The organism is Neisseria sp. CCUG17229 (assembly GCF_047839235.1).
In the GTDB taxonomy this organism is placed as follows: Bacteria; Pseudomonadota; Gammaproteobacteria; order Burkholderiales; family Neisseriaceae; genus Neisseria; species Neisseria brasiliensis.
The window spans coordinates 2,057,545-2,082,044 of record NZ_CP181247.1 but is presented as its reverse complement, the minus strand read 5'-3'; the positions used below and the strand labels follow the sequence as shown (position 1 = coordinate 2,082,044).

Here is a 24,500-nt window from a genome sequence, read left to right as displayed (position 1 = left end):
TTAATCGCTGATGGCTGAAAAACCCATTGAAACTCAGTTTCAATGGGTTTTGCATATGATTAAGAGAGACAAATAATTATGTTGCTTTATTGTAAAAAATTAAATTTATGAGGTATATATGAAACAAGATGGATATATTAAATAAATCAATTTCTTACCTTGTATATTGATGATCTGTTCATCAGCTTTGGGTCGGATACAATAAAAGAAGGATTCATTCTGTGTTATATTTATAATGACGAAGTTTATTTATAAAATTACAAAATGAATGAGTGGTTTGGTGAGTGACATGTGATTAGGGATGAATTACATCAAACTGCTTTCCAAAATCAACCAAGGTGTGTGATAACCAGCAGCTTTTTAAAATATCTCAGAAGGATCTATTATGAAAAAAAATCAAATCACTAAAATCGGTTTGTCATTACTGGCAGTCGGTTTATTGGCAGCTTGTGCCACTAAGAGCAACATCACTCCGGAAGGAACAACCGATAATCCGGTGTTTCCTAAGCCGTATTCATTGACTTTCAATAATGATCGCGGTACGTTCCCGACTTGGGATGAATTGGATCAAATGCGTCCAGGTTTGACTAAAGATGATATCTATAAAATCTTGGGCCGTCCGCATTACGATGAAGGTATGGTTGGCGTGCGCGAATGGGATTACCTGTTCCACTTCTATACCCCAGGTGTGGGCGTGGATCCTGATAACACTTCAGGTGTAGAAGGCATTACGACTTGCCAATATAAAGTTATCTACGATAAAAACAAATTTGCACGCAGCTTCCACTGGAATCCTGTATTCCCTGAAGATGCCGCCTGTCCGCCGCCTGCCCCTAAAGCAGAGCCGCAAGTGATTATCCGCGAAGTGGTAACTACGCCGCAACGCATCCGTCAGTAATGGGATAGAATTTGAAAAAATTTTGGTTAACTACGGCCTTATTATTGGGCTTGAACACGTTTGCCAGCGCCGATGCCGTCAGTGATTACATGAAGCGCAAGAAAGTCATTGTGGATACTGCCAAAGCTGAATTGTGCTTTGCCGATGATAAACAATGTCATCCCGTGCTCATCGGTAAAACCACGCCTAAGGGTACGTTCCCGATGACCATCATGGCCACGAAAAAATCGGGCTATGGTGGTGAGGTAATCGGTTTTAAAGAAGAGCGCGATTTCTTGTTTGCCTTGCATCGCGTTTGGTTGGGTAAACCTTCTGAGCGTCGCATGGAACGCATCGCTTCGCCATTGGTGGCTGATCGTGTGATGACCAATGGTTGCATCAATGTGACCGACAACGTGTATGAAAAATTGCGCCATTATTTCACTTTAGAAGTGATTTAAGCGAATAGGCCGTCTGAAAAGGATGTTGGGAAACCGACATCCTTTTTTTATTTTGGGATAGAAGAATGGGGGTACTGAATATTATAAAGAGTATTCAGGTTGAGGCCTTTGCAAAATCTCCATTTTTGGCGCATTTCTTCGTTATGCGCTGCTCGAAAGCTTGCCTATCTAATTGATATATCTGCGCTTTCTGTGCTGCGCTCACTTCGAACTGCACTCAAATCTGGGGTTTTGCAAAGGTCTCAGGTTGTCTCGAGAAAAGCTTGCCACACTCGCAGAGTTGGCATAAGCTTTTATCCGTTGATAACCGGAGATGAAAACCATGAAACCGATTGCCGTGTTGATGTATCAAGGTGAGGGAAGCGATGAATTACAGGCCTTGTGGCAGGCGGTAAAGTATTGGCAGCAGCAAGGCTTAAAGGTAGCGGGCTTGTTGAATCCGTTGGATGAGAACGGCCAAAAATTGCGCAAACGTGTGCAGTCTTTAACAGATAGCAGGGTATATACCATCATGTATGATCAAGGCTGCACCATCGATGCTTGCCTGCTTGATCCGCGTGGCTTGGCGGCATCCTCAGAAGTTATCCGCGAAGCTTTGCAAACACCGCCGGATATTTTGGTGTTTAACAAATTTGGCCATGCCGAAAGTGAAAACAGCGGTTTGATTGAGGAATATGCGCAAGCCATTGGGCAGGGGATTCCGGTGATTTCGTTGTTGCAGGATAAATACTTGTCGGATTGGCGCGCGTTTACCGATGGCATGGGGGAAGAATTATCTAGCGTGGAAGAGGTTTTGGCTTGGGGTGAGTATCAGAACCAGCGGCATAAAGCGGATTGATTGGTGCTTATATTTATTAGGGGGTAAACTTTGGGTGTTAACCATACAAAAAAGCCGTCTGAACAATATTGGTTCAGACGGCTTTTTTAATGAAATGAATCAGCCTTCAAACTTTTTGAATACCAGCGTACCGTTGGTACCGCCGAAACCGAAAGAGTTGGAAATGGCAACATTGATGTTCAGGTCGCGCGCTTCGTTGGCACAATAGTCCAAATCGCAGCCTGCTTCGATGTCTTGGTCTTCCAAGTTGATGGTCGGTGGCGATTTTTGATCATGAATCGCCATGATGCTGTACACGGCCTCCACACCGCCGGCCGCGCCCAGCAAGTGGCCGGTCATGGATTTGGTGGAGTTTACCACTACATTTTTAGCGTGCTCACCCAAAGCCAGTTTCAATGCTTTGGTTTCGTTGGCATCGCCCAATGGGGTTGATGTGCCGTGTGCGTTGACGTAATTTACATCAGTCGGGTTCAAGCCGGCATCTTTCAAGGCACGGGTCACGGCCAAGGCAGGGCCTTCTTCGTTTGGTGCGGTAATGTGATAGGCATCGGAGCTCATGCCGAAGCCGACGATTTCAGCGTAGATTTTGGCACCGCGTTTTTTGGCATGTTCCAATTCTTCCAATACCAAAATACCGGCACCTTCAGCAATCACAAAACCGTCACGGCCTTTGTCCCACGGGCGGGAAGCGGCGGTAGGGTCGTCGTTGCGGGTTGACAAAGCCTTCATGGCTGCAAAGCCGCCGACACTCAATAAATTGATGGAACCTTCTGCACCGCCGGCCACCATCACGTCGGCATCGCCGTATTTAATCAAACGCGCAGCATCGCCGATAGAATGTGCACCGGTGGTACACGCCGATACCATGCCGTATGAAGGACCGCGGTAGCCTTTCAAAATGGTCACATGGCCGGCAATCAAGTTAATCAGAGACCCCGGAATAAAGAACGGATTGATTTTGCGCGCGCCACCTTCTTGCACAGCAATGCCGGTAGCTTCGATGCTCGGCATACCGCCGATGCCCGAACCGATATTCACGCCAACACGGTCTTTGTCCAAATCAGGGGTATCGTCCAGGCCAGCGTCTTGAATAGCTTGCAAGGCAGCGGCCAAACCGTAGTGGATAAAGGCATCCATGCGGCGAGCTTCTTTAGCGCTGATGTATTCGCCGATGTCGAAATCGCGCACTTCGCCGGCGATTTGGCTGTTGATTTCGGAAGCGTCAAAGCGGGTAATCATGCCGATGCCGCTTTTGCCTGCGAGCAGGTTGCTCCATGCGGTGGCGACGTCGTTGCCGACCGGTGATACTTGGCCGAGGCCTGTGATGACTACTCTTCGTTGACTCATGATAATCTCGCTGTCGTTAATCGGGATTGGTGGGCGGCAAGGCAAAATGCCCGTGAGGCCGTCTGAAAAATTAGAATTTTTCTCTAATTTTAAGCATATCTAATAAGGTAAAAGCCCCTGTATGCGGAATCGCAGCAGAGGCCGATGTGTTGGAGAGACTACAGATTAGCCGTTGTGGGCAGTGATGTAGTCGATAGCCAATTGTACGGTGGTGATTTTTTCGGCTTCTTCGTCAGGGATTTCGCAACCGAAAGCTTCTTCCAAAGCCATTACCAATTCAACGGTGTCTAATGAGTCTGCGCCCAAATCGTCTTGGAAAGATGATTCGTTTTTCACTTCGGCTTCATTCACGCCCAGTTGTTCAGCAACAATTTTTTTAACTTGTTGTTCGATATTTGACATGTCAGTCGTTCCTTATATGCCTTGCGGCGGGTTTGAAAAAATAAATCGGAGGTATTTTACCGAATTCGTTTAGAGTTTTCCATCTAAAAATGCACTTCTGCATTTTCAGGGAAAGTTTTCATTACGCTGCATATTATCATAGGCTGTTTTTATCCTACAAGCAGCATTTTGTTTTTGTTTGTGATCAAGGAGTTAAGCGGGTAAATTTTGTATGGAAACGCCGCTTGTAGACCGTCTGAATACTGATTTTACCGTTCAGACGGCCTTGTTTACTAAAAAACTGTTTAAAAACGTCAGGATACAGGCTAATTCGTCGGCGGAATCCTGTTGCGTGCCGTTGCCGGTGTGGCCACCGTTGTCGGGACAATACAGCCACGATTGCGGGCTGTGGTTGCGCAGTTTGGCGTAAAACTTCAGCGCATGGGCAGGATGGACGCGGTCGTCGCTCAAGCTGGTGGTGATTAATGCCGGCGGATAGCGGTGGCCGTCTGAAATGTTGTGGTAGGGTGAATGCTGCAGCCAGTATTCGTGGCAGATGTCGTATTTTTGCGTGTTGCCGTATTCGTCGGTCCAGCTTGACCCGGCCGATAACAAAGGATAGCGCAGCATGTCGGTCAGCGGCATTTCGCACACCATTGCGCCGAAACTTTCCGGCTGGCGCACAAAAGCAGAAGCCACTACCAAGCCACCGTTGCTGCCGCCTTGCAGGGCGATGTGTTCGGGTGAAGTCAAACCGCGGCGGCTTAAATCGTCAACGATGGCGAGTAAGTCGTCGGTGCTTTTGTGTTTGTGCAAACCTTGTGCGGCTTGGTGCCAATGCGGGCCAAATTCGCCGCCGCCGCGCACGTTGGCTAACACAAACGCATGGCCTTGTTCGAGCCAATATTTGCCGATGCTGCCCAAATAATGCGGCAATTCGGGTACGCCAAAACCGCCGTACACATACACCAAAGTCGGCGTATGCGGCTTGAGGCCGTCTGAAACATGTTTGCCGACATGGTAATAAGGAATCTGCGTGCCGTCTGCCGAGCTTGTCCAAAACTGCTGCACTTCAATACCGTCGGCGGCAAATTGCTGCGGCTGGCGGCGCATGACGGTGAGTTCCATCACATTTAAATCCAGTGCATACAAGGTCAGCGGCGTGGTGAAATCGCTGGCGGCCAAATACACTACATCGCCGCCCCACGGCTGGTCGGTCATTTCCAATGCGCCCATCGGCAGACGCGGCAATTCGACTTCCTGCCATGCGCCATCGGCAAAACGCCATGCTTTCAGACGGCCTTGTACGTTTTCTAAGGTGCTGGCTACCACAAAACGCTTGGTCGTTTCCACGCTTTCCAAAGCTTGCGTGTCATTGGGTGCGAACAATAATTGCGCCGCGCCGAGTTCGCCTTTGTTTAATTTCACTGCCAACAGGCTGCCGCTCGGGTAACTTTGGTTGGCACGGTGCCAGTCTTTGCGCAGGGTCAGCAGCAAATGGCCGGACAAATAGCCAACCACATCGCAATCTTCCGGCAGATTCAAAGGCTTGGCTTCACCTTGCGCGGAAACCTGTAAATAGGTTTTGGTGTAAAATCCTTGCGAGGCTTCGATTAAATCAATCGGCGAACCTTGCGGGTCGAGATAACGCCAAGCGTTGACCATCATGCCGTCGTGCCCGATTTGGAACACCGGCGTGCTTTCTTCAAAACTCTGCCCGCGCTCGACCAGCCACACTTCACGCGGATAGCCCGCTTGCGTGAGCTGACGCTCGTCCCACGCGGGGCAGACCCACACGCTGTGTTCATCGCGCCATGAAATGTGGTTTTTGCCCGCCGGAAAGTGAAAACCGCCGTCCACCAGCGAGCCTGTAGCCAAATCCATTTCCAAAGTATAGGCGACATCGCCACCGGCGCGGCTCAAGGTCAGCAAGGCTAGATTCGGTTTTTCCACCAAGTGAGACACGCCACCGAGGTACACATCATCGCCCAAAATCTCATCGAAATCGGCCACCGAAAACAGGATTTTCCATTCAGGATAGCCCGAGCGGTAGGTCGCGGCGGTGCATACGCGGTACACGCCTTTCGGGTATTCCGTGTCTTGATGAAAATGGTACATGCGCGCACGATGCTCTTGGCAAAACGGAATTTGGCGCGTGTCCTGCATTTGCGCCAAAATGCCGTCTGAAAGCGCGCGCGTGGCATCGCTTGCCATAAAACGCGCTTGGGTTTCGTGGTGTGCTTCATTGGCGAAGCTTTGCGTGGCAGGGGAATCGAGGTTTTCAAAATGTTGGAACGGGTCGGAATGCTGCGTCATGGCGGATGGGCCGTCTGAAAAAGGAAAGGGGCATATTATAGCGCAAAGGGTTAGGGAAAAGGTCTCGGCCTGATTGTGATGGCACATTGCGATATTTTAGCCGCCGTTAGTAACCGTGCTGTTATAATTGAATTTTAGATTTTCAGCGGTACAGACAAATGGATCTCGAAACCAAACGCCATCAAACCCAAGCTATGCTCGACAACGCCGAATTGTTGTTCAGCCAAGAAGAATGCCAAGCCGCGCTACAGAAAGTGGCCGACGACATCACCCGTGATTTGGGCGACAAATATCCGCTGCTGCTGCCTGTGATGGGCGGAGCGGTGGTGTTTACCGGTCAATTGCTGCCACTGCTGCGCTTTCCGCTCGACTTTGATTATGTGCACGTTTCGCGCTACGGCGACAAATTGCAGGGCGGCAATTTCAATTGGAAACGCATGCCTGATGCCGAGCAAATCCGCGGCCGCCATGTGGTGGTGTTGGACGACATTCTCGACGAAGGCCACACCATGCACGCGATTCAGGAAAAGCTGTTGGAAATGGGTGCGGCAAGTTGTCGTGCGGCGGTGTTTGCCAATAAACTCATCGACAAAGAAAAGCCGACCCAAGGCGATTACGTCGGTTTGGATGTGCCCAACCGCTATGTGTTCGGCTACGGCATGGATGCGGCCGGTTGCTGGCGCAATTTGGGCGAAATTTATGCTTTGAAGCAGGATTAATAAATAGGCCGTCTGAAAAAAAAAGCGGTAAAACGACTGTAAACACGTTCAGACGGTCTTGTTTATCTATTTTTCGCAACCATCTCGACACCATAAAAAAACCTTATTTCAGGAACGCAAATGATTGGCTTACTTATCATTACCCACGAAACCATAGGCGAAGCCTACCGTGGTCTGACACATCATTTTTTCCCCGAAGGCAGCCCTGAAAACGTGCATATTTTGGGCGCAGAGCCGAACGAAGACCAAGACGACGTGATTAACCGTGCCATTTCCATGATTCAGGAATTTCCGGAAGATTGTGACGGCGTATTGATTATGACCGATATTTTCGGCGCTACTCCGTGTAACGCCGCCCGCCGCATGGTACGTGAAGGCAAATCGGCGATTCTCACCGGCCTGAATGCGCCGATGATGATTAAAGCCGTGCAATACGCACCGGCCGCTACCGACCTGACCGCGTTTACCGAAACCGTGAAAGAAGCGGCGATTCGCGGTATTTTTGCGATTACGGCCACGCCGGATGATTTGATGTGCAAAAAAGCGGCAGAGGCCGTCTGAAACGAATTCATCAGACCCGCTGCATCAATAGATTTTTTCAGACGGCCTATGGATTGAGGCCGTCTGAAAGCGTATAGATAAAAAACAAAAACAGGAAAAGCCATGCTCAAGCAAGAAATCGAAATCATCAACAAACTGGGCTTACACGCGCGCGCGTCGAGCAAATTCACCCAAACCGCCTCACGCTTTCAAAGCGAAGTTTGGGTCAGCAAAAACGGCAGTCGCGTTAACGGTAAAAGCATCATGGGCTTAATGATGCTGGCCGCCGCCAAAGGCAGCGTGATTGAAATCGAAGTTGACGGCAGCGATGAAGCTGCCGCTATGCAAGCCCTGATTGAGTTGATTAACGATTACTTCGGCGAAGGCGAATGACATGAGTATCGTGCTACACGGCGTGGCGGCGGGCAAGGGCATCGCCATCGGCCACGCGCACTTGGTGTCACGCGGCAGTACCGAAGTGCCGCAATATGATATTGAGCCGGAAAACATCGATGCTGAAGTAGCGCGTTTTGATGCGGCGGTGAAAGCCACGCGCAAAGAATTGGAACAGCTGCGCAACGCCATTCCCGAAAATGCTCCGACTGAATTGGGCGCGTTTATCTCGCTGCATTTGATGTTGCTCACCGATGTGACGCTTTCACGCGAGCCGGTTGATTTGTTGCGCGCGCAAAACATCAATGCCGAATGGGCGTTGAAACAGCAAAGCGACAAACTCGCCGCCCAGTTTGACGAAATCGAAGATGCCTACCTGCGCGAGCGCAAGCAGGATATGCTGCAAGTGGTGCAGCGCATTCACAATCATTTGGTCGGCCAGAGCAACGAATTGAATTTGGCCAATAATCCGTTTGAAGACACCATTCTGATTGCGCATGATTTGTCGCCGGCGGATACCGTGTTGTTTAAAGAGCAACACATCACCGCGTTTGTCACCGATGCCGGCGGCCCAACCAGCCACACCGCCATTTTAGGCCGCAGCTTAGATATTCCGTCGGTGATTGGCCTGCACAACGCTCGTAAGCTGATTACCGAAAACGAAATCGTCATTGTCGACGGCATCAACGGCATTTTGCTGATTAACCCCGATGATGTGGTGCTGGCCGAATACCGCCGCTTGGAACGCGAATACCGCAGCCACAAGCGCGAGTTGAACAAACTCAAGAAAACCGCCGCCACCACCGCCGATGGCATCAACATCGAATTGCTCGCCAATATTGAATCCGCTGAAGACATCAAAGCCTTACACAACATCGGTGCCGACGGCGTGGGCTTGTTCCGCAGCGAATTTCTCTATCTCAACCGCGAAAATATGCCGTCTGAAGACGAGCAATACGAAGTGTACAGCGGGATTGTGAAAAAGCTCAAAGGTAAAAGTTTAACCATCCGCACCGTCGATTTGGGTGTGGACAAAAATCCGCGCTGGTTCGGACAAAACGCCACGCCCAACGGCAGCCTGAATCCCGCATTGGGCTTAACCGGCATCCGCTTGTGTTTGGCTGAGCCGGTGATGTTCCGCACACAAATGCGCGCCATCTTACGCGCCGCCCAACACGGCCCCGTGCGCATAATGTGGCCGATGGTGACCTCGCTATCCGAAGTGCGCCAATGTCTGATTCACTTGGAAACTGCGCAGAAACAATTGACCGAGCGCGGTGAAGCGTTCGGCGAAGTGGGTATCGGTTGTATGATTGAAATCCCGTCGGCTGCGATGACTGTCGGCAGCATTTTGAAAATGGTCGATTTCATCTCCATCGGCACCAACGACTTGATTCAATATGTGTTGTCGGTCGATCGGGGTGATGATGCCGTCAGCCACCTTTACCAGCCGAGCCATCCGGCGGTGTTGAAAATGATTCAGCACGTCATCCGCACCGCCAACCGCATGGAAAAAAGTGTTTCCGTGTGCGGTGAAATGGCCGGCGACACCGCTTTCACCCGCGTGCTGCTCGGCATGGGCTTGCGCCGTTTTTCGATGAATACAAATAACTTGTTGTCGGTAAAGGATATTATTCTGAAAAGTGATACCAATCAGCTCGAGTATCCGATTGCCAAGTTGCTGCGCAATGATGATCCGGAAAAGTCGGAAAAGTTGTTGAAAAAATTGAATCAGATTCCGAGCGAGGAATAAAAAACAGGCAGAGACTTTTGCAAAACGCCTTCAAAAAACAGTACACATAAAACCGCCGTCATTCCCGCGTAGGCGGGAATCCATTTTCGAGCATAACAAACTATTAAATAAAATAGGTTTCTTAAAGTCTGAGATGGATTCCCGCCTACGCGGGAATGACGGCGGTTTGGATTTTTATTAATGATTCATCAGTTTTGAAAAGGTCTCAGGCCGTCTGAATTTCAGACGGCCTGTTTTTTGTTAATGACTATTCTTGAGTCGGAGAATTTGGCACATACGCATCAAAACGCGTGCTTTTGCCTGAATATTGATAAGCCGGTTTTTCGCCGTTGAGAAACTCGCCTAAGCGTGGGCGTTTAACCACCACGCGTTTTTTGGCGATGGTACGGGCGGTGTTGAGCAGGGCAGCTTCGTCTTGCGCCGTGCCGACCAAGCCATGGAAGTAGGCCATTTCTTTTTTAACGGCTGCGGATTTTTGCCGCTCGGGATACATCGGGTCGAGATACACCACATCGGGGCGGCCGATTTGTTGCGCTAATTGCGGCATCAGTGTGGCTGTATCGCCGAAATGCAGCGTGATGCGTCGGGCAATTTCTGCGGTGTCGGGGTGTTGTAAGGCGCGGTTGAGGCCGTCGTGTAGTAGGCAGGCAACGGCGGGGTGTTGTTCAAAGGTCTGTACGGTTAAGCCCAATGAAGCTAACACAAAGCTGTCGCGCCCCAAGCCGCCAGTGCCGTCCCAGATGGTGGGCTTGTTGGTGTGGTTGACGGCTTTTGCGATGAGTTCGCCACCGCCTTTGGTGCGGCGGTATTGGGCGGCACCACCAACAAAATCGACTTGCACGCGGCCTTTTTCTCCGGCGCGGCACAGGCTGATGCCATCTGAATCGGCGTAGAGGTATTCGCCGCTGTCGGGCAGTTGGCAGGCAATGGTCAGGTCGAATGTGTGTGCCAGCTCGTTGGCGGAAGTTTGGGCGGATTCGGCAAGGTAAATGCAGGTCATGTATTCAGACAAATTTTTTGGATGAGATCAGTCACGGCAAAATTCAACCGACACACCCTAATTCCCTCTGTATTGAGACAGACGGTAATCATTTGGGCGGTGGAATAAAATTTTTAGAATATTGCGTTCTAATGTTTGTTATATAAAGTGTTTCAGACGGCCTGAAAGTGGCAGAGGTTTGCCTTTTTTGCCACGCTTACCGCTGATGTCGGCAAGTTGGATGCGTTCTTTATGGGTCGCCCCACGCTTGCCTTCGCTTTCGGCGTGGATTTCCGGTGTGGAAACGACGGCGATGTGTGCCAATCGTTCTTTCTCGCCCAAGCTGATGAGCTGCAAGCCACGGCCTTTGGCCATGACTTTGAGTTCGCTGAGCGTAAAGGCCAAGGCTTTGCTTTCTTTCCATAAAGAGCTTGGATATTCGGCTACGGCCACTACTTTGCAATCCGGATTGATCAGCGATGAAGCATACACCGATACCGGCAGCAACACCGTTTCGCCCGCTTCCACGCTCATCACCACTTTGCCCGCTTTCACGCGGCCGACCATGTCGCCGAGCTTGGCGATAAAGCCATAGCCACCGCTGTTGCTCAACAGATAATGCTGATCCGGCAAACCGGTGAGCATGGCGACCACTTCGGCGCCGTTTTGCACGTCAACTAAAGATGCCACCGGTACACCGTCACCACGGCCACCCGGGATTTCCGAGGCATCCAAAGTGTAGGTGCGGCCTTGCGAATCGAGCACCACCACCGGCCACACGGTGCGGCTTTCCAAGGTTTGCTTCAAACCGTCGCCTTCTTTGAACGTGGTTTGCGCCAAATCCAAATTGTGGCCGACGCGGCTGCGTATCCAGCCTTTTTTCGACAAAATCAGCGTCACCGGCTCATCGGCGGTGGTTTGCGTCAGCGTGGCGCGGCCGGCTTCTTCGACCAAAGTGCGGCGCTCGTCGCCGAATTGTTTCATATCGGCTTGCATCTCTTTGATGATGAGCTTTTTCTTTTCGTTTTCATCGCCGAGCAGCAGGTTCAGACGGCCTTCTTCTTCGCGCAGTTCGGCCAGCTCTTTTTCCAGCTTGAAGCCTTCCAAGCGCGCAAGTTGGCGCAGGCGGATTTCGAGAATGTCTTCCGCTTGGATTTCGCTCAAATCAAACGCCGCCATCAAATCGGCTTTCGGTTCGTCCGATTCGCGAATCACCCGAATTACTTCGTCAATGCTTAAGAAAACTTTCAGACGGCCTTCGAGGATGTGTAGGCGTTTTTCTACTTGGGCCAGGCGGAATTGCAGACGGCGTGTCACCGTGATGACACGGAAATCCAGCCATTCCTGCAAGATGGTTTTCAGGTTTTTTTGTGCAGGGCGGTTGTCCAAGCCCATCATCACCAAATTGACCGATACATTGCCTTCCAAAGAAGTTTGCGCCATCAGCGTGTTCATAAACGCATCCGGCTCGATGCGGCTGGATTTCGGCTCAAACACCAAGCGCACGGGATGCTCGCCGTCGGATTCGTCGCGTACTTTCTCAATCAAATCCAACATCAGTTTTTTGGTGTTGAGCTGGTCTTGGTTGAGCTGTTTCTTGCCGGCTTTCGGCTTCGGATTGGTTTGCTCTTCGATTTCGGCAAGAATTTTGGCAGCGTTGGCATTGGGCGGCAATTCAGTCACAATCGCCCGCCATTGGCCGCGCGCCATTTTTTCGATTTCATAACGCGCACGCACGCGCACGCTGCCTTTGCCGCTTTCGTAAATCTGCTGCAAATCGGCAGCAGGGGTGATGATTTGGCCGCCGCCGGCAAAGTCGGGCGCGGGGATGTAATCCATCAAATCGGCGGTTTCCAGCGAAGGCTTCTTCAATAGGGCAATCGCCGCTTTGGTGACTTCGGTAAGGTTGTGCGACGGAATTTCAGTCGCCATGCCCACGGCAATACCGCTGGCACCGTTGAGCAACACCATCGGCAATCGGGCGGGCAGGTGGATGGGTTCGTCAAACGCGCCATCGTAGTTGGGAGTGAAATCGACCGTGCCTTGATTGATTTCGCTTAACAATAATTCCGCAATCGGCGTCAAACGCGCTTCGGTGTAACGCATGGCCGCCGCACCATCGCCGTCGCGCGAGCCGAAGTTGCCGATGCCGTCAATCAACGGATAACGCAGCGTGAAATCCTGTGCCATGCGCACCATCGCTTCATACGCCGAACTGTCGCCGTGTGGGTGGTATTTACCCAAAATCTCACCGACCACACGCGCCGATTTCACCGGTTTCGCCCCTGCGGTCAAACCCATGTCGCGCATGGCATAAAGAATGCGGCGCTGCACCGGCTTCTGGCCGTCTGAAACTTCCGGCAGCGCGCGACCTTTGACCACGCTCATGGCATATTCCAAATACGCGCGTTCGGCATATTGGCCGAGAATCAGATGGTCGGATTGGATAGGGGAAACAGGGGTTTGCTCGTTCATGGTGCGGCTAAGATAAGAGTGAAATTCAAGCGCCGTATTGTAAAGCAAAACGGTGTTTCTTGCTGAAGTTTGCAAAGGCCGTCTGAAAGCATAACTGTTTTCAGACGGCCTGATTCTATTTTGCCGCTCAGTGATTACGGTTTTGTGATGTCTCTTATGCAGGATATGAACTGGTTTGCCCCTAAAAACTGCGCTAGACTTTTCTTAATTACATCAAACTACATTTTCAATAAAGGACAGCGCCATGGATATTCAATTAAACGGCTCAACGCGGATTTATTATGTAATCGGCGACCCGATTGCGCAGGTGAAATCACCGAGTTTGGTCACCGAAGCATTTCAAAACAAAGGTTTAAATGCGGTGTGCGTGCCTGCACATGTCGCGCCCGATCAGCTGGCCACGTTTTTCAATGCGGTGAAAGCCATGCAGAATGTCGATGGCCTGATGATTACCGTGCCGCACAAAATCGCGTTTGCCGATTTGTGCGACGAATTGTCCGACGCGGCGCGTTTCTTACACACTACCAACTGTGTGCGCCGTGAAGGTCACAAATGGGTCGGCGATATGTTCGACGGTCAGGCGCAAGTGGAAGCTTTGCAGCGCAACGGCGCACAATTGCAGGGTAAAAAAGCGATTTTGGCCGGTGCGGGCGGCGCGGGTACCGCCATTGCCCATGCGATTTTGACGGCAGGTGTCAGCGAACTGGCGATTGTGGAAATGGATATTGCCCGCCGAGATGGTTTGATTGAGCGTTTAAACAGCTTGGGCTTGGGCAAAGTCTATGCCGGAACCACCGACCCGAGCGGCTTCGATATTGTGGTCAACGCCACGCCGATGGGCATGCGCGAAGGCGATCCGCTGCCGTTTGACGGCGATAAGCTGACGGCGGACATGTTTGTCGGTGATGTGGTCACCACGCCGGCATTAACGGCATGGATTGCCCACGCGCAACAAGTCGGCTGCCAAACGTCCACCGGTATGGATATGTTTGAAAGCGTGCGCGATTTGATGGTGGATTTTTTGCTGGCGAAATAATTTCAGACGGCCTTTTAAATTAGGCCGTCTGAAGCCCGAATCGGAGAATAGGCATGACAAAACAAGTAGATGTATTGGTGATCGGCGGTGGTGTGGCCGGTATGACTGCTGCGCTGACTGCCAAGCGCGAAGGTTTGGATGTGGTATTGTGCGAAAAAGCGCCGTATGTGGGCGGCATTACCGCCACTTCCGGCGGCACGACATGGGTGCCGGGCACGCATTTGAGCGACCAGGCCGGTGTGCCGGATAAAGTGGATGATGCGCGCACGTTTTTAAGCCATGTCTGTGCCGGTCGCGGCGGCGATGAACTGCGCGAAGCATTTTTGTTATCCGGTCCGGAAATGATTCGTGAATTGGATGAACACACCGATGTGAAATTCGTGGCGGCAACCGCGCACCCCGACTACATCGGCAACTTGCCGGGCGAAGCGTATGGTGGCCGTGCGCTGGCGCCGGTGCCGTTTGAAGCGGCGGTGTTGGGCAAAGATTTCGACCGTGTTCGCCCGCCGCGCCGTGAATTTATGGGCTTGGGCGGCATGATGGTCAACCGCAGCGAATTGGATGCGCTGCTTAATCCGTTCAAAAGCGCAGACAATTTCAAAACCACGATGAAAGTGGTGTTGCCGTATTTCAAAGACCGTCTGAAATACAAGCGCGGCACGCGTTTGGTGATGGGCAATGCGCTGGTCGGCCGTCTGTATTACAGCTTGGTCAAACACCAAGTGCCGGTATGGTTTGAATCGCCGCTGGTACGCTTATTGGTGGAAGACGATAAAGTGGTCGGTGCGGTGGTGAAACGCGATGGCGTAGAAACCGAAATCCGCGCGCGCAAAGGCGTGGTGTTGGCGACCGGCGGTGTCGGCCACAACGCAGCGTTGCGCGAGCAGTTTTTCCCGAAAGGCACGCCCGACTCTTATGCGCCTGAAAGCAACACCGGCGACGGCATTCAAGCAGGTGCCGCCATCGGCGCAGCTTTGGGCAACCAAACCGCTCCGGCTTTGTGGTTCCCGACGTCTTATCACCGGCTTGACGACGGCTACCAAGCCATGTGGCCGCACATCATTCTCGACCGCGCCAAACCAGGCTTGCTGGCGGTACTGCCCGACGGCAAACGCTTTGTCAACGAAAGCGATTCCTACCATGACTTTTCCAGCGCACAAATCCGCCGTAGCCAAGAGCAGGGCAGCGCGGTGTTGCCGGCTTATCTGATTGTCGATGATGCGTTTGTCAATAAATATGGCTTGGGCTTCATCATGCCGGGCGGAAAATCCTTGCAGCAATATTTGAAACGCGGTTATCTGAAAAAAGCCGCCAACCTGCATGATTTGGCCGTGCAGCTGGGCATTGATCCGGCAACCTTACAGGCAACCGTAGCGCGTTACAACGAATTGGCTGCTAGGGGCGAAGACAGCGATTTCGGACGCGGCAGCAGCAAAATGAATCGCTTCAACGGCGATGCCAATGTCCAACCCAATCCGTGTATGCGTCCGTTTGTGACGCAAGGTGCGGTGTATGCGCTGATGGTCAAACCTGCCGATTTGGCAGGCAGCTTGGGTTTGGAATGCAACACCGTCGGCCAAGTGCTGCATGAAAACGGCCACGCCATCAAGGGTTTGTACGCCTGCGGCAATGATTTGGCATCCATCTTTAAAGGCACTTACCCCGGCCCCGGCACCACCATTGGCCCGGGCATGGTGTTCGGTTGGCGCGTTGCCAAACATTTGGCCGGAAAGCTGTAATTTTTGCTTGATAAGATAACAGGCCGTCTGAGACGTTCAGACGGCCTTTGTATTGTGCCAAACCTGTAAAACTTCCCATAAATTTCAATAAAATCAGCTTGATTTATTGTGTATCTGCATAATGATTTTTGTGGTGTCCCTGATTTAAGATAACATGAAATACTAAACCATAACGGGATACAACCATGACTACCACCGAACAAAAACCGTTATTCATCAAAGTCCATCCCGATGACAATGTCGCCATTATCGTCAACAGCAACGGCTTGCCGGCAGGCACGCAGTTTTCAGACGGCCTCACCTTGGTTGAACATGTGCCGCAAGGGCATAAAGCGGCTTTGGTCGATATTCCGAAAAACGGCGAAATCATACGCTACGGCGAAATCATCGGCTATGCGGTGGAAGATTTGCCGCGCGGCGCGTGGATTGATGAATCGAAAGTGGTGCTGCCCAAAGCGCCGCCTTTGGAAACTTTGCCGCTGGCAACCCGTCCTGCGCCGAAATTAGAGCCGCTGGAAGGGTACACGTTTGAAGGCTACCGCAATAAAGACGGCAGCGTCGGCACCAAAAATTTGCTCGGCATTACCACCAGCGTGCATTGCGTGGCCGGTGTGGTCGATTATGTGGTGAAGCTGATTGAGCAGTATTTACTGCCGAAATACCCGAATGTGGATGGTGTGGTTGGTTTGAACCATCTATACGGTTGTGGCGTGGCAATTAATGCGCCTGCGGCGGTGGTGCCGATCCGTACGATTCACAATATTGCGCTGAATCCGAATTTTGGCGGCGAAATCATGGTCATCGGTCTGGGCTGTGAAAAGCTGCAACCGAGCCGCCTGTTGGAGCAAGCTGACGGTACGATTCCGATTAAAGTTGACGGCGACAGCACCAGTGTCACCAGTTTGCAAGACGAGCAGTTTGTCGGCTTCAAAGCCATGGTCGATTCGATTATGGCCACGGCAGAAAAACATTTGCAGAAACTCAACTCCCGCCAACGCGAAACCTGTCCGGCTTCCGATTTGGTAGTCGGCATGCAGTGCGGCGGCAGCGATGCGTTTTCCGGTGTCACCGCCAATCCTGCGGTGGGTTATGCTTCCGATTTGCTGGTGCGTTGCGGCGCGACGGTGATGTTCTCCGAAGTAACTGAAGTGCGCGATGCCATCCACCTGCTGACACCGCGTGCGGCAGATGAGCATGTCGGCCGCCGACTGCTCGAAGAAATGAAGTGGTACGACGATTATTTGAATGCTGGACAAACCGACCGCAGCGCGAATCCGTCGCCGGGCAACAAAAAAGGCGGTTTGGCCAACGTGGTCGAAAAAGCTTTAGGCTCGATTGCCAAATCCGGCCAATCGGCGATTGTTGAAGTGTTGTCGCCAGGACAGCGCCCGACCAAAAAAGGCCTGATTTTCGCCGCCACGCCTGCCAGCGATTTTGTCTGCGGCACACAGCAACTGGCTTCGGGCATTACCGTGCAGGTGTTCACTACCGGCCGCGGAACGCCTTATGGCTTGGCCGCCGTGCCGGTGATTAAAGTTGCTACTCGCACCGATTTGGCCGACCGCTGGTTTGATTTGATGGATATTAATGCCGGCCGCATTGCTACTGGTGAATCTACTATTGAAGAGACTGGTTGGGAAATTTTCCATTACATTCTCGATATTGCCAGCGGCCGCAAGCAGACATGGTCTGACCAATGGGGCTTGCATAATGCGCTGTCGGTATTCAACCCGGCGCCTGTAACCTGATCGTTGTTTTATTCTCTCCTATTCCTCTTGAGGAATAACCGTGTCCTATGACATTTTTCATCAAGACTTAAGGCCGTCTGAAATTCAGACGGCCTCTTTTTATCATGAAATTGTGTTGGTGAGCTTTAAATTAAAGCCGGCAAAACAGGAGGATGTGTTTCGTCGGCTTTGAAATATCTAATTTAGCGTTAGCGTTGCTTCAGTTGAAAAATGACTTTTTCACTTTCGCAGCAGAAGTTGAAGGTCATCATCAGTTTGAAGCCTTCTTCCACGCCGCCGATGTCGCTGATGATTTCGCAAGCTTCGCTTTCTACCGAGCGGGCCAGTTCGGTGTAATAGCCTTCTGCTTCACGGGCGAGCTGTTCGGTTTCGTAGATTTGGACGATTTCAAAGCTGCAATCGTTGTTGTCGAACACAGTACCGACTTCAACAGAGCAATCCGGGCATTTGCCTACGCCGTTTTCTTCGGTTTCAAAAGGTTTGGCTGATTTGTCCATGCTGATTCTCCTTTGTGGATTAGAAATTTTAGTATAAACCTGAAAAAGGCAGTCTGAAAGCGCTTCAGACTGCCTTTTCACTTTATTAACATTTGACTGGAAGCTTGATTAAAATAGGCTAAGAAAACATAGGTCAAGCGGCCTTTATTAGATTTTAATGGGTTTGTTAAGGCCGGCTGAACAATGCGGGAATAATGAATTAGGCAGGGGAGGCCGTGATGTTTGCACACAAATCCGCAAAACAGGTGCAAATTATGTTATAAATAAACCTTTCAAAATCCCCCTAAACAAATGGAGCAATAACAATGGAATTGGTATTTATCCGTCACGGACAAAGCGAATGGAATGCGAAAAACCTGTTCACAGGCTGGCGCGACGTAAAATTGAGCGAGCAGGGTTTGGCTGAAGCTGCCGCTGCCGGTCAAAAGCTGAAAGAAAAAGGCTATGAATTCGACATCGCCTTCACTTCTGTGCTGACCCGCGCCATCAAAACCTGCAACATCGTGTTGGAAGAAAGCGACCAACTGTTTGTTCCACAAATCAAAACTTGGCGTTTGAACGAGCGCCACTACGGCCAACTGCAAGGCTTGGACAAAAAACAAACCGCCGAAAAATACGGTGACGAGCAAGTACACATCTGGCGCCGCAGCTACGACACCTTGCCGCCATTGTTGGATAAAGACGACGAATTTTCTGCGCATAACGACCGCCGTTACGCCCATCTGCCTGCCGATGTCGTGCCGGACGGTGAAAACTTGAAAGTGACGCTGGAGCGCGTATTGCCATTCTGGGAAGATCAAATCGCACCGGCCATTTTGAGCGGCAAACGCGTATTGGTGGCGGCACACGGCAATTCATTGCGCGCCTTGGCCAAACACATCGAAGGCATTTCCGACGACGACATCATGGCTTTGGAAATCCCGACCGGCCAACCGCTGGTGTATAAATTGGATGATAATTTGAAAGTGATTGAGAAATTTTACCTGTAAGGGTTTGGGTTTAGCAGTTTAATGAAAATGCCGTCTGAAAACGAAATCATCGTTTTCAGACGGCATTTTTTCATGGCAACATCGGCCGCTTTTCCGTCAGGTAACGCCAATAGCGCTGCGGCATCATTTGCCGGTGTTGGCGCAGGTTGATGCGCGACGTGATGGTGGCGCTTTTGAAATAACGTTGCCACAGCTTTTGATAATGCTGCTCGCGCTCGGATGGGGCGGCGGCGTGTTCGCCGGAAGTATCCAAATCACGGATTTGATGCACGGCGGTTTTGTCGAAATACACGCCGTAACTGCGGCCGACATCGAAAATCAGCCATTGCTGGTCGGCGTAGCGGTTGCGGAAAAAACGCGTAATCAGCGGCAGAATATCAAACTGCGACTCGATGCGGGCGATGTAAATCGGCTCGGCTTCGCCCTGCACATGATATTCTTCAAAGCGCACAAATGCTTCCATATGGTGCTTTTCGCGGCCGACGGTTTTTACCCATTGCGCCCACTGCATCACGTCGGGGTGGCCGTAGTCGCTGAGAATATTCGGGCGGTCGGGTTGCGCCAAGGCTAAGCGGACAATGCGCAGGAAGGTGTCGGGCATGTCTTTATCGTTGATAAGGAAACCGTAAAGCAGCGTTTGGATGCCGCGTCTGCCCAATTGCCGCTGCAAACGCTCAAGCACGCGTGCGGCATGGTCGGGGTTGCTGGTCACGGAGACGGTGTGGCCGAACAAATCGGCATCGTTGGGGTCAGCGGTGATGTGCACGCAATCGGGCGGGTATTTGCCGGCATACACGGTAAACACCGCGCTGAGCAGGCCGTCGAAGCTGCCATCGTAGATGAGTGTGTATTGGTCGGGTGTGGTCATGATTGTTTTACACTAAAGAGGCCGTCTGAAAAGTCATGGTAAAGCAGTGCATGGCTTTCAGACGGCCTGTTATGTTTAGCCGAACAAATCGCCCTGTACCGCATCGCTTTGCATGAATTTCGAGCGGGTCTGCTGCAACAGCAGGCTGCGTAAATTCGGGCTGTCGATTAAGGCGGCGTAGCGGTTGGGTTCGGGCAGGGTGATGAAATAGCGCGCGCGGTTGAGGGCGATGCCCATTTTCACCAACTGAGCCCACGTCAACATACGGAAGCGGCGCGCTTGCACGATGCGTTTGGCCGATTTCACGCCGATGCCGGGCACGCGCAGAATCATTTCCAGAGGCGCGTGTTGCAAGGCCACGGGGAAATAGGCACGATGGCGCAGCGCCCAAGCCAGTTTGGGGTCGAAATCCAAATCGAGAAAAGGCTGCTCGCGGTCGAGTATTTCGTGGTCGGCAAAACCGTAAAACCGCATCAACCAATCGGCCTGATACAGACGGTTTTCGCGCCGCAGCGGCACTTGCGCCGATAAGGGCGGCAGGCGGCTGTCTTCCAGAACCGGCACATAGCCCGAGTAATACACGCGCTTGAGGCCGTAGTTTTGATAAAAGCGTCCGGCGGCGTGAATAATTTGGCGGTCGTTTTCACCGCTGGCGCCGATAATAAGCTGCGTGCTTTGTCCGGCCGGCGCGAATTTTGGTGTGGATTTGATGGTTTTGCGGCTGTCGGCGGTGGCGGCGATTTCGTTTTTGACAAACAGCATGGGCTGGGTGATGTCGGTGTGTTTTTTCTCGGGCGCGAGTCGCTCCAAGCCTGAAACGGTCGGGATTTCCATGTTGATGCTCAAGCGGTCGGCGTAGCGTCCGGCTTCCTGCAGGATTTCATCCGAGGCTTTGGGAATGGCTTTGAGGTGGATATAGCCGTTGAAGCGGTGTTCGGTGCGCAGCTTTTTGGCGATACGCACCAAGCGTTCCATGGTGTAGTCAGCGTTTTTGAAAATGCCCGAGCTGAGAAACAGTCCTTCGATGTAGTTGCGTCGGTAAAAACTCATGGTCAAATCGACCACTTCTTCCACCGTAAATGCAGCGCGCGGCACATCATTGCTGCGGCGCGACACGCAATAGGCGCAATCGTAGATGCAATGGTTGGTGAGTAGGATTTTGAGCAGCGACACGCAGCGGCCGTCTTCAGTGAAGCTGTGGCAAATGCCCGCGCGGGAAGAGTTGCCCAAGCCGCCGTCGTTTTTGCGTGAGCCGCCGCTGGACGAGCAGGATACATCATATTTGGCTGCGTCCGCCAAAATCGCCAGTTTGCGGTTGATTTTATCGTAATCCATAGTCAAAACTAAGAAAAATATTATTTATCAAATTATAAAACATTATTTTTATTTAGTCTTGTAAGATTTTATTTAGTAAAAAGCGGGCAAAAAGTAGAGATCTTTGCAAAAAACCAGACATGCCAATAAAAGCCAAAACCGCCGTCATTCCCGCGCAGGCGGGAATCCATCTTATCGTCTAAGAAACTTTTTTATTCAATAGGTTTCCGTTCTCATAAATGGATTCCCGCCTGCGCGGGAATGACGGAGGTTATGTGTGTTCTGATATTTGAATGAGTTTTACAAAGGTCTCAGGCCGTCTGGAACATTGTTCAGACGGCCTCGATATGGATATTAAAGCAGGAAAATCGTCGCCAAACCTAAGAAAATCAGGAAGCCGCCCGAGTCGGTGACGGCGGTAATCAGCACCGAGCTGCCCAATGCCGGGTCGCGTCCGGCTTTATCGAGCACCACCGGAATCAACACACCCACGGTAGCGGCCAACAGCAGGTTTAAGGTCATGGCGGCGACCATCACCAAACCTATGCCTAAGTTTCCATACAGCATCCATGCAACTAGCCCCATCACGCTGCCCCACAACACGCCGTTGACCAAGGCCACGCCGACTTCTTTTTTCAGCAGTTTGCTCGCTTGAATGCCGGTAATCTGACCGACCGCCATTGCACGCACAATCATGGTAATGGTTTGGTTGCCCGAGTTGCCGCCGATACCGGCCACAATCGGCATTAAAGCGGCTAAAGCGACGATTTTTTCGATGCTGCCTTCAAACGCGCCGATTACGCGGCTGGCAAGAAAGGCGGTGCACAGGTTGATGGCAAGCCACATCCAGCGGTTTTTTACCGAATCCAAAATCGGCGCAAACAAGTCTTCTTCTTCCTGCAAACCGGCCATGTTTAACATGTCTGCTTCGGATTCTTCACGGATCACGTCGACGATTTCGTCAATAGTGATACGGCCGATGAGTTTTTTGTTTTCATCGATAACCGGCGCGGTTACCAAGTCATAGCGCTCAAACGCTTGCGCGGCTTCTTCGACATTGTCGTCAGGTCGGAAGCGCACCACATCGGTGGCCATCACGTTTTCTACCAATTCTTCGGGGTCGGCCACCAGCAGGCTGCGGATGGTCAACACGCCTTTGAGAATATCGTTTTCATCGACCACGAAAATTTTGTCGGTATGGTCGGGCAGGCTTTCAAAACGGCGCAGATAACGCAACACCACTTCACAGGCCACGTCGGCACGGATGCTGACCAGTTCGAAGTCCATAATTGCGCCGACTTGGTCGTCTTCATACGACATGGCCGCCTGAACCTGCGCGCGCTCTTCTTCGTCACGCGTTTGCAGCGCTTCGTAAACCACTTGGTGCGGCAGATCATCGGCCAGTTCGGCCAATTCGTCGGCGTCTAAGTCATCGATGGCGGCGAGCAGCTCGTCTTTGTCCATCGATTCAATCAGCGTTTCGCGGACGGAATCGGACACTTCCAGCAAGACTTCGCCGTCGTCTTCCGGCGCCACCAACAGCCAAACGATGTTACGTTCGCGCTGTGGCAGCGATTCGAGTACGTCGGCGACGTCGGCAGGGTGCAATTCGCTCAATAAGACGGTCAGCTCGGTGAACTTGAGGCGCAGGGCTTCATCTTCAATCGGCGTGCTGGCTTCGATTTGCGGGAAGGCAGGTTCGAGAATTTCACACAGCGCGTGGATGTGGTCGAAATCGGCGGCAATGCGCTCAACATCGCTTTCACCGGCATCAGCGGCTTCGTGGATTTTGTGTTCTGGTTCGTGGCTCATAAATGCTCCGCCCGCCGTGCGGTAGAGCATTCGGCGGGATTAGTGAGGGGCGTTGCGGATGGTGTCTTCGGTCAATAAACTACTGGGAAGGTCCATGACGGGTCAGTCTGCGTGAGACAAGAGTGATAAACGGGGCGTATTCTACACTTTTTTGGGGCGGTTTACTATTCTTTACATCAAAGGCCGTCTGAATCGTTCAGACGGCCTGAGATTTTATTTCAAAAAAATGACTGTTTGATGAATAAGGTAGATTGTTATAAAAGGAATGAACACAATAACAAGGCCGTCTGAAAGAATAACTTTCAGACGGCCTTGTTAATGAAACATCAAATTATTTCATTTCCAATACGCTCAAGCCCGATAAATCGGCAAAGCTGCGGTCGCGTACGATTTGGCAGAAATTATCAATATAGCTTTTGTTCACGTCTTCTGTGCGCATGGCGGCGTAAAGTTCGCTGCGCAGGCCGTCTGAAGTGATTTTGCACGAGGTAACGTAGCCTTTTTCCAAATACGGCATCACTGTCCAATAAGGCAGGGTGGCAATACCACGGCGGCTGGCGACCAATTGGATAATGGCGATGGTGAGTTCACTGTGGCGGCGCGGCGGGTTCACGCCTTTTGGTTTCAATACTTTTTTCACCAAATCCAACATATCGTCGGGAACGGGATAGGTAATCAGCGTTTCATCAGTAAAGTCTTCCGCTTCCCAAATATTTTTATGCGCCAATGGGTGATCTTTGGCACAAATACCGACCATTTCATAAGAAAACAGTGGGAAATAAGTAATGCCCGGTTGCGGCTCGGCTTCGGAAACAATCGCCACATCGGCACGGTGTTGCAGCAACAAGCCGACTGGATCGACGTGGAAGCCGGAAACAATATCTAATTCCACTTGCGGCCACAACGGACGAAATTCCCCCATTGCTGGCATCAGCCAGTCGAAACAGGTATGGCATTCCACCGCCACGCGCAATTCACCCGCTTCTCCTTCAATAATCTGCGCCAAATCGCGCTCGGCAGTGGCGACTTGCGGCATCAGATCACGCGCCAGTTGCAGCAAGCGTTCGCCGGCTGGTGTAAAGCGCAAGGGGGTGGATTTGCGTTCAAACAAAGGCGTATCGTAATAGTTTTCCAAAGCGCGGATTTGGTGCGACAGAGCAGATTGTGTCAGGAAAACGCGTTTGGCCGCCAAGGAAACGCTGCCGGTTTCTTCCAATGCCAGCAGGGTTTTTAAGTGTCGCAGTTCAATAATCGAATCCATGGGTGTTTCCGTTCAGACGGCCTGTGTTTGTGAAGTATGAATATTAAAATAATTCATGTTGATGTGCAAACGATTAATAATCAGGTGCGTGAATGAGAACGGTTATTCAAGTGTAATGATTGAAAAGCGCAGGGGATTTTCAGATAAAATGCGCTAC

Annotated in this window: 21 protein-coding genes; 11 read left to right on the top strand and 10 right to left on the bottom strand. The window is 51.5% G+C overall.

What is annotated here, in order from left to right; translation table 11 throughout:
* The first annotated feature begins 385 nt into the window (after nucleotides 1-385).
* The 3 genes from ACM67B_RS09955 to ACM67B_RS09945 all read left to right on the top strand — a co-directional run bounded on the left by ACM67B_RS09955 (nucleotide 386) and on the right by ACM67B_RS09945 (nucleotide 2,176).
* Nucleotides 386-898 carry an outer membrane protein assembly factor BamE gene (locus ACM67B_RS09955; RefSeq protein ID WP_416189480.1) on the top strand — a complete coding sequence of 171 codons (513 nt, stop codon included), beginning with the start codon at nucleotides 386-388 and terminating at the stop codon, nucleotides 896-898.
* A gap of 89 nt (nucleotides 899-987) precedes the next feature.
* Nucleotides 988-1,338: a murein L,D-transpeptidase gene (locus tag ACM67B_RS09950; protein ID WP_229437006.1), complete on the top strand. Its 351-nt coding sequence runs from the start codon at nucleotides 988-990 to the stop codon at nucleotides 1,336-1,338.
* A 322-nt stretch (nucleotides 1,339-1,660) separates the two neighbouring features.
* Nucleotides 1,661-2,176 (top strand): DUF2478 domain-containing protein, encoded by a 516-nt coding sequence (locus tag ACM67B_RS09945; RefSeq protein WP_416189479.1) that lies wholly within the window; start codon nucleotides 1,661-1,663, stop codon nucleotides 2,174-2,176.
* Between the two features lie 99 nt (nucleotides 2,177-2,275).
* Here the strand turns inward: ACM67B_RS09945 and fabF are convergent, their stop codons facing one another.
* From fabF to ACM67B_RS09930, 3 genes are all read right to left on the bottom strand, one after another.
* Nucleotides 2,276-3,523 (bottom strand): beta-ketoacyl-ACP synthase II, encoded by a 1,248-nt coding sequence (fabF, locus tag ACM67B_RS09940; RefSeq protein WP_416189478.1) that lies wholly within the window; start codon nucleotides 3,521-3,523, stop codon nucleotides 2,276-2,278.
* Between the two features lie 165 nt (nucleotides 3,524-3,688).
* On the bottom strand, nucleotides 3,689-3,925 hold the full coding sequence (acpP, locus tag ACM67B_RS09935) for an acyl carrier protein (protein ID WP_047759914.1): 237 nt from the start codon (nucleotides 3,923-3,925) through the stop codon (nucleotides 3,689-3,691).
* A gap of 255 nt (nucleotides 3,926-4,180) precedes the next feature.
* Nucleotides 4,181-6,220 (bottom strand): prolyl oligopeptidase family serine peptidase, encoded by a 2,040-nt coding sequence (locus ACM67B_RS09930; protein WP_416189477.1) that lies wholly within the window; start codon nucleotides 6,218-6,220, stop codon nucleotides 4,181-4,183.
* A 158-nt stretch (nucleotides 6,221-6,378) separates the two neighbouring features.
* Between ACM67B_RS09930 and ACM67B_RS09925 the strand changes: the two genes are divergently transcribed.
* The 4 genes from ACM67B_RS09925 to ptsP all read left to right on the top strand — a co-directional run bounded on the left by ACM67B_RS09925 (nucleotide 6,379) and on the right by ptsP (nucleotide 9,625).
* Entirely contained in the window at nucleotides 6,379-6,939 is a 561-nt protein-coding gene (locus ACM67B_RS09925; RefSeq protein WP_416189476.1) for a hypoxanthine-guanine phosphoribosyltransferase, read from the top strand.
* A gap of 120 nt (nucleotides 6,940-7,059) precedes the next feature.
* Entirely contained in the window at nucleotides 7,060-7,500 is a 441-nt protein-coding gene (locus ACM67B_RS09920; RefSeq protein ID WP_095502278.1) for a PTS sugar transporter subunit IIA, read from the top strand.
* Between the two features lie 102 nt (nucleotides 7,501-7,602).
* Complete coding sequence (locus ACM67B_RS09915; protein ID WP_416189475.1) at nucleotides 7,603-7,872, top strand: HPr family phosphocarrier protein; 270 nt, start codon at nucleotides 7,603-7,605, stop codon at nucleotides 7,870-7,872.
* Between the two features lies 1 nt (nucleotide 7,873).
* On the top strand, nucleotides 7,874-9,625 hold the full coding sequence (gene ptsP / locus ACM67B_RS09910; RefSeq protein WP_416189474.1) for a phosphoenolpyruvate--protein phosphotransferase: 1,752 nt from the start codon (nucleotides 7,874-7,876) through the stop codon (nucleotides 9,623-9,625).
* Nucleotides 9,626-9,872: 247 nt separating this feature from the next.
* On the opposite strand, the gene ACM67B_RS09905 is transcribed toward ptsP, so the two are convergent.
* Nucleotides 9,873-10,625: a class I SAM-dependent methyltransferase gene (locus ACM67B_RS09905; protein ID WP_416189473.1), complete on the bottom strand. Its 753-nt coding sequence runs from the start codon at nucleotides 10,623-10,625 to the stop codon at nucleotides 9,873-9,875.
* 138 nt (nucleotides 10,626-10,763) lie between these two features.
* Nucleotides 10,764-13,079, bottom strand: a complete 2,316-nt coding sequence (gene parC / locus ACM67B_RS09900; RefSeq protein ID WP_416189472.1) for a DNA topoisomerase IV subunit A — start codon at nucleotides 13,077-13,079, stop codon at nucleotides 10,764-10,766.
* 244 nt (nucleotides 13,080-13,323) lie between these two features.
* On the opposite strand from parC, the gene ACM67B_RS09895 reads away from it, so the two are divergent.
* The 3 genes from ACM67B_RS09895 to garD all read left to right on the top strand — a co-directional run bounded on the left by ACM67B_RS09895 (nucleotide 13,324) and on the right by garD (nucleotide 17,602).
* Complete coding sequence (locus ACM67B_RS09895) at nucleotides 13,324-14,115, top strand: shikimate dehydrogenase family protein (RefSeq protein ID WP_416189471.1); 792 nt, start codon at nucleotides 13,324-13,326, stop codon at nucleotides 14,113-14,115.
* 53 nt (nucleotides 14,116-14,168) lie between these two features.
* Nucleotides 14,169-15,854, top strand: a complete 1,686-nt coding sequence (locus ACM67B_RS09890; protein ID WP_416189470.1) for an FAD-dependent oxidoreductase — start codon at nucleotides 14,169-14,171, stop codon at nucleotides 15,852-15,854.
* A 185-nt stretch (nucleotides 15,855-16,039) separates the two neighbouring features.
* Nucleotides 16,040-17,602, top strand: a complete 1,563-nt coding sequence (gene garD / locus ACM67B_RS09885; RefSeq protein WP_416189469.1) for a galactarate dehydratase — start codon at nucleotides 16,040-16,042, stop codon at nucleotides 17,600-17,602.
* Between the two features lie 188 nt (nucleotides 17,603-17,790).
* Here the strand turns inward: garD and ACM67B_RS09880 are convergent, their stop codons facing one another.
* Nucleotides 17,791-18,099, bottom strand: a complete 309-nt coding sequence (locus tag ACM67B_RS09880; RefSeq protein ID WP_416189468.1) for a YfcZ/YiiS family protein — start codon at nucleotides 18,097-18,099, stop codon at nucleotides 17,791-17,793.
* A gap of 305 nt (nucleotides 18,100-18,404) precedes the next feature.
* Between ACM67B_RS09880 and ACM67B_RS09875 the strand changes: the two genes are divergently transcribed.
* A complete protein-coding gene (locus ACM67B_RS09875; protein ID WP_095502292.1) occupies nucleotides 18,405-19,088 on the top strand; it encodes a 2,3-diphosphoglycerate-dependent phosphoglycerate mutase in 684 nt (227 codons plus the stop codon).
* 70 nt (nucleotides 19,089-19,158) lie between these two features.
* Here the strand turns inward: ACM67B_RS09875 and ACM67B_RS09870 are convergent, their stop codons facing one another.
* The 4 genes from ACM67B_RS09870 to ACM67B_RS09855 form a co-directional block, all read right to left on the bottom strand.
* Nucleotides 19,159-19,956 carry a TIGR03915 family putative DNA repair protein gene (locus ACM67B_RS09870; protein ID WP_416189467.1) on the bottom strand — a complete coding sequence of 266 codons (798 nt, stop codon included), beginning with the start codon at nucleotides 19,954-19,956 and terminating at the stop codon, nucleotides 19,159-19,161.
* 75 nt (nucleotides 19,957-20,031) lie between these two features.
* Nucleotides 20,032-21,291 carry a putative DNA modification/repair radical SAM protein gene (locus ACM67B_RS09865; protein ID WP_416189466.1) on the bottom strand — a complete coding sequence of 420 codons (1,260 nt, stop codon included), beginning with the start codon at nucleotides 21,289-21,291 and terminating at the stop codon, nucleotides 20,032-20,034.
* A gap of 333 nt (nucleotides 21,292-21,624) precedes the next feature.
* Nucleotides 21,625-23,082 carry a magnesium transporter gene (gene mgtE / locus ACM67B_RS09860; protein ID WP_416189465.1) on the bottom strand — a complete coding sequence of 486 codons (1,458 nt, stop codon included), beginning with the start codon at nucleotides 23,080-23,082 and terminating at the stop codon, nucleotides 21,625-21,627.
* A gap of 331 nt (nucleotides 23,083-23,413) precedes the next feature.
* Nucleotides 23,414-24,343 (bottom strand): LysR family transcriptional regulator, encoded by a 930-nt coding sequence (locus tag ACM67B_RS09855; RefSeq protein ID WP_416189464.1) that lies wholly within the window; start codon nucleotides 24,341-24,343, stop codon nucleotides 23,414-23,416.
* Nucleotides 24,344-24,500: the final 157 nt, after the last annotated feature.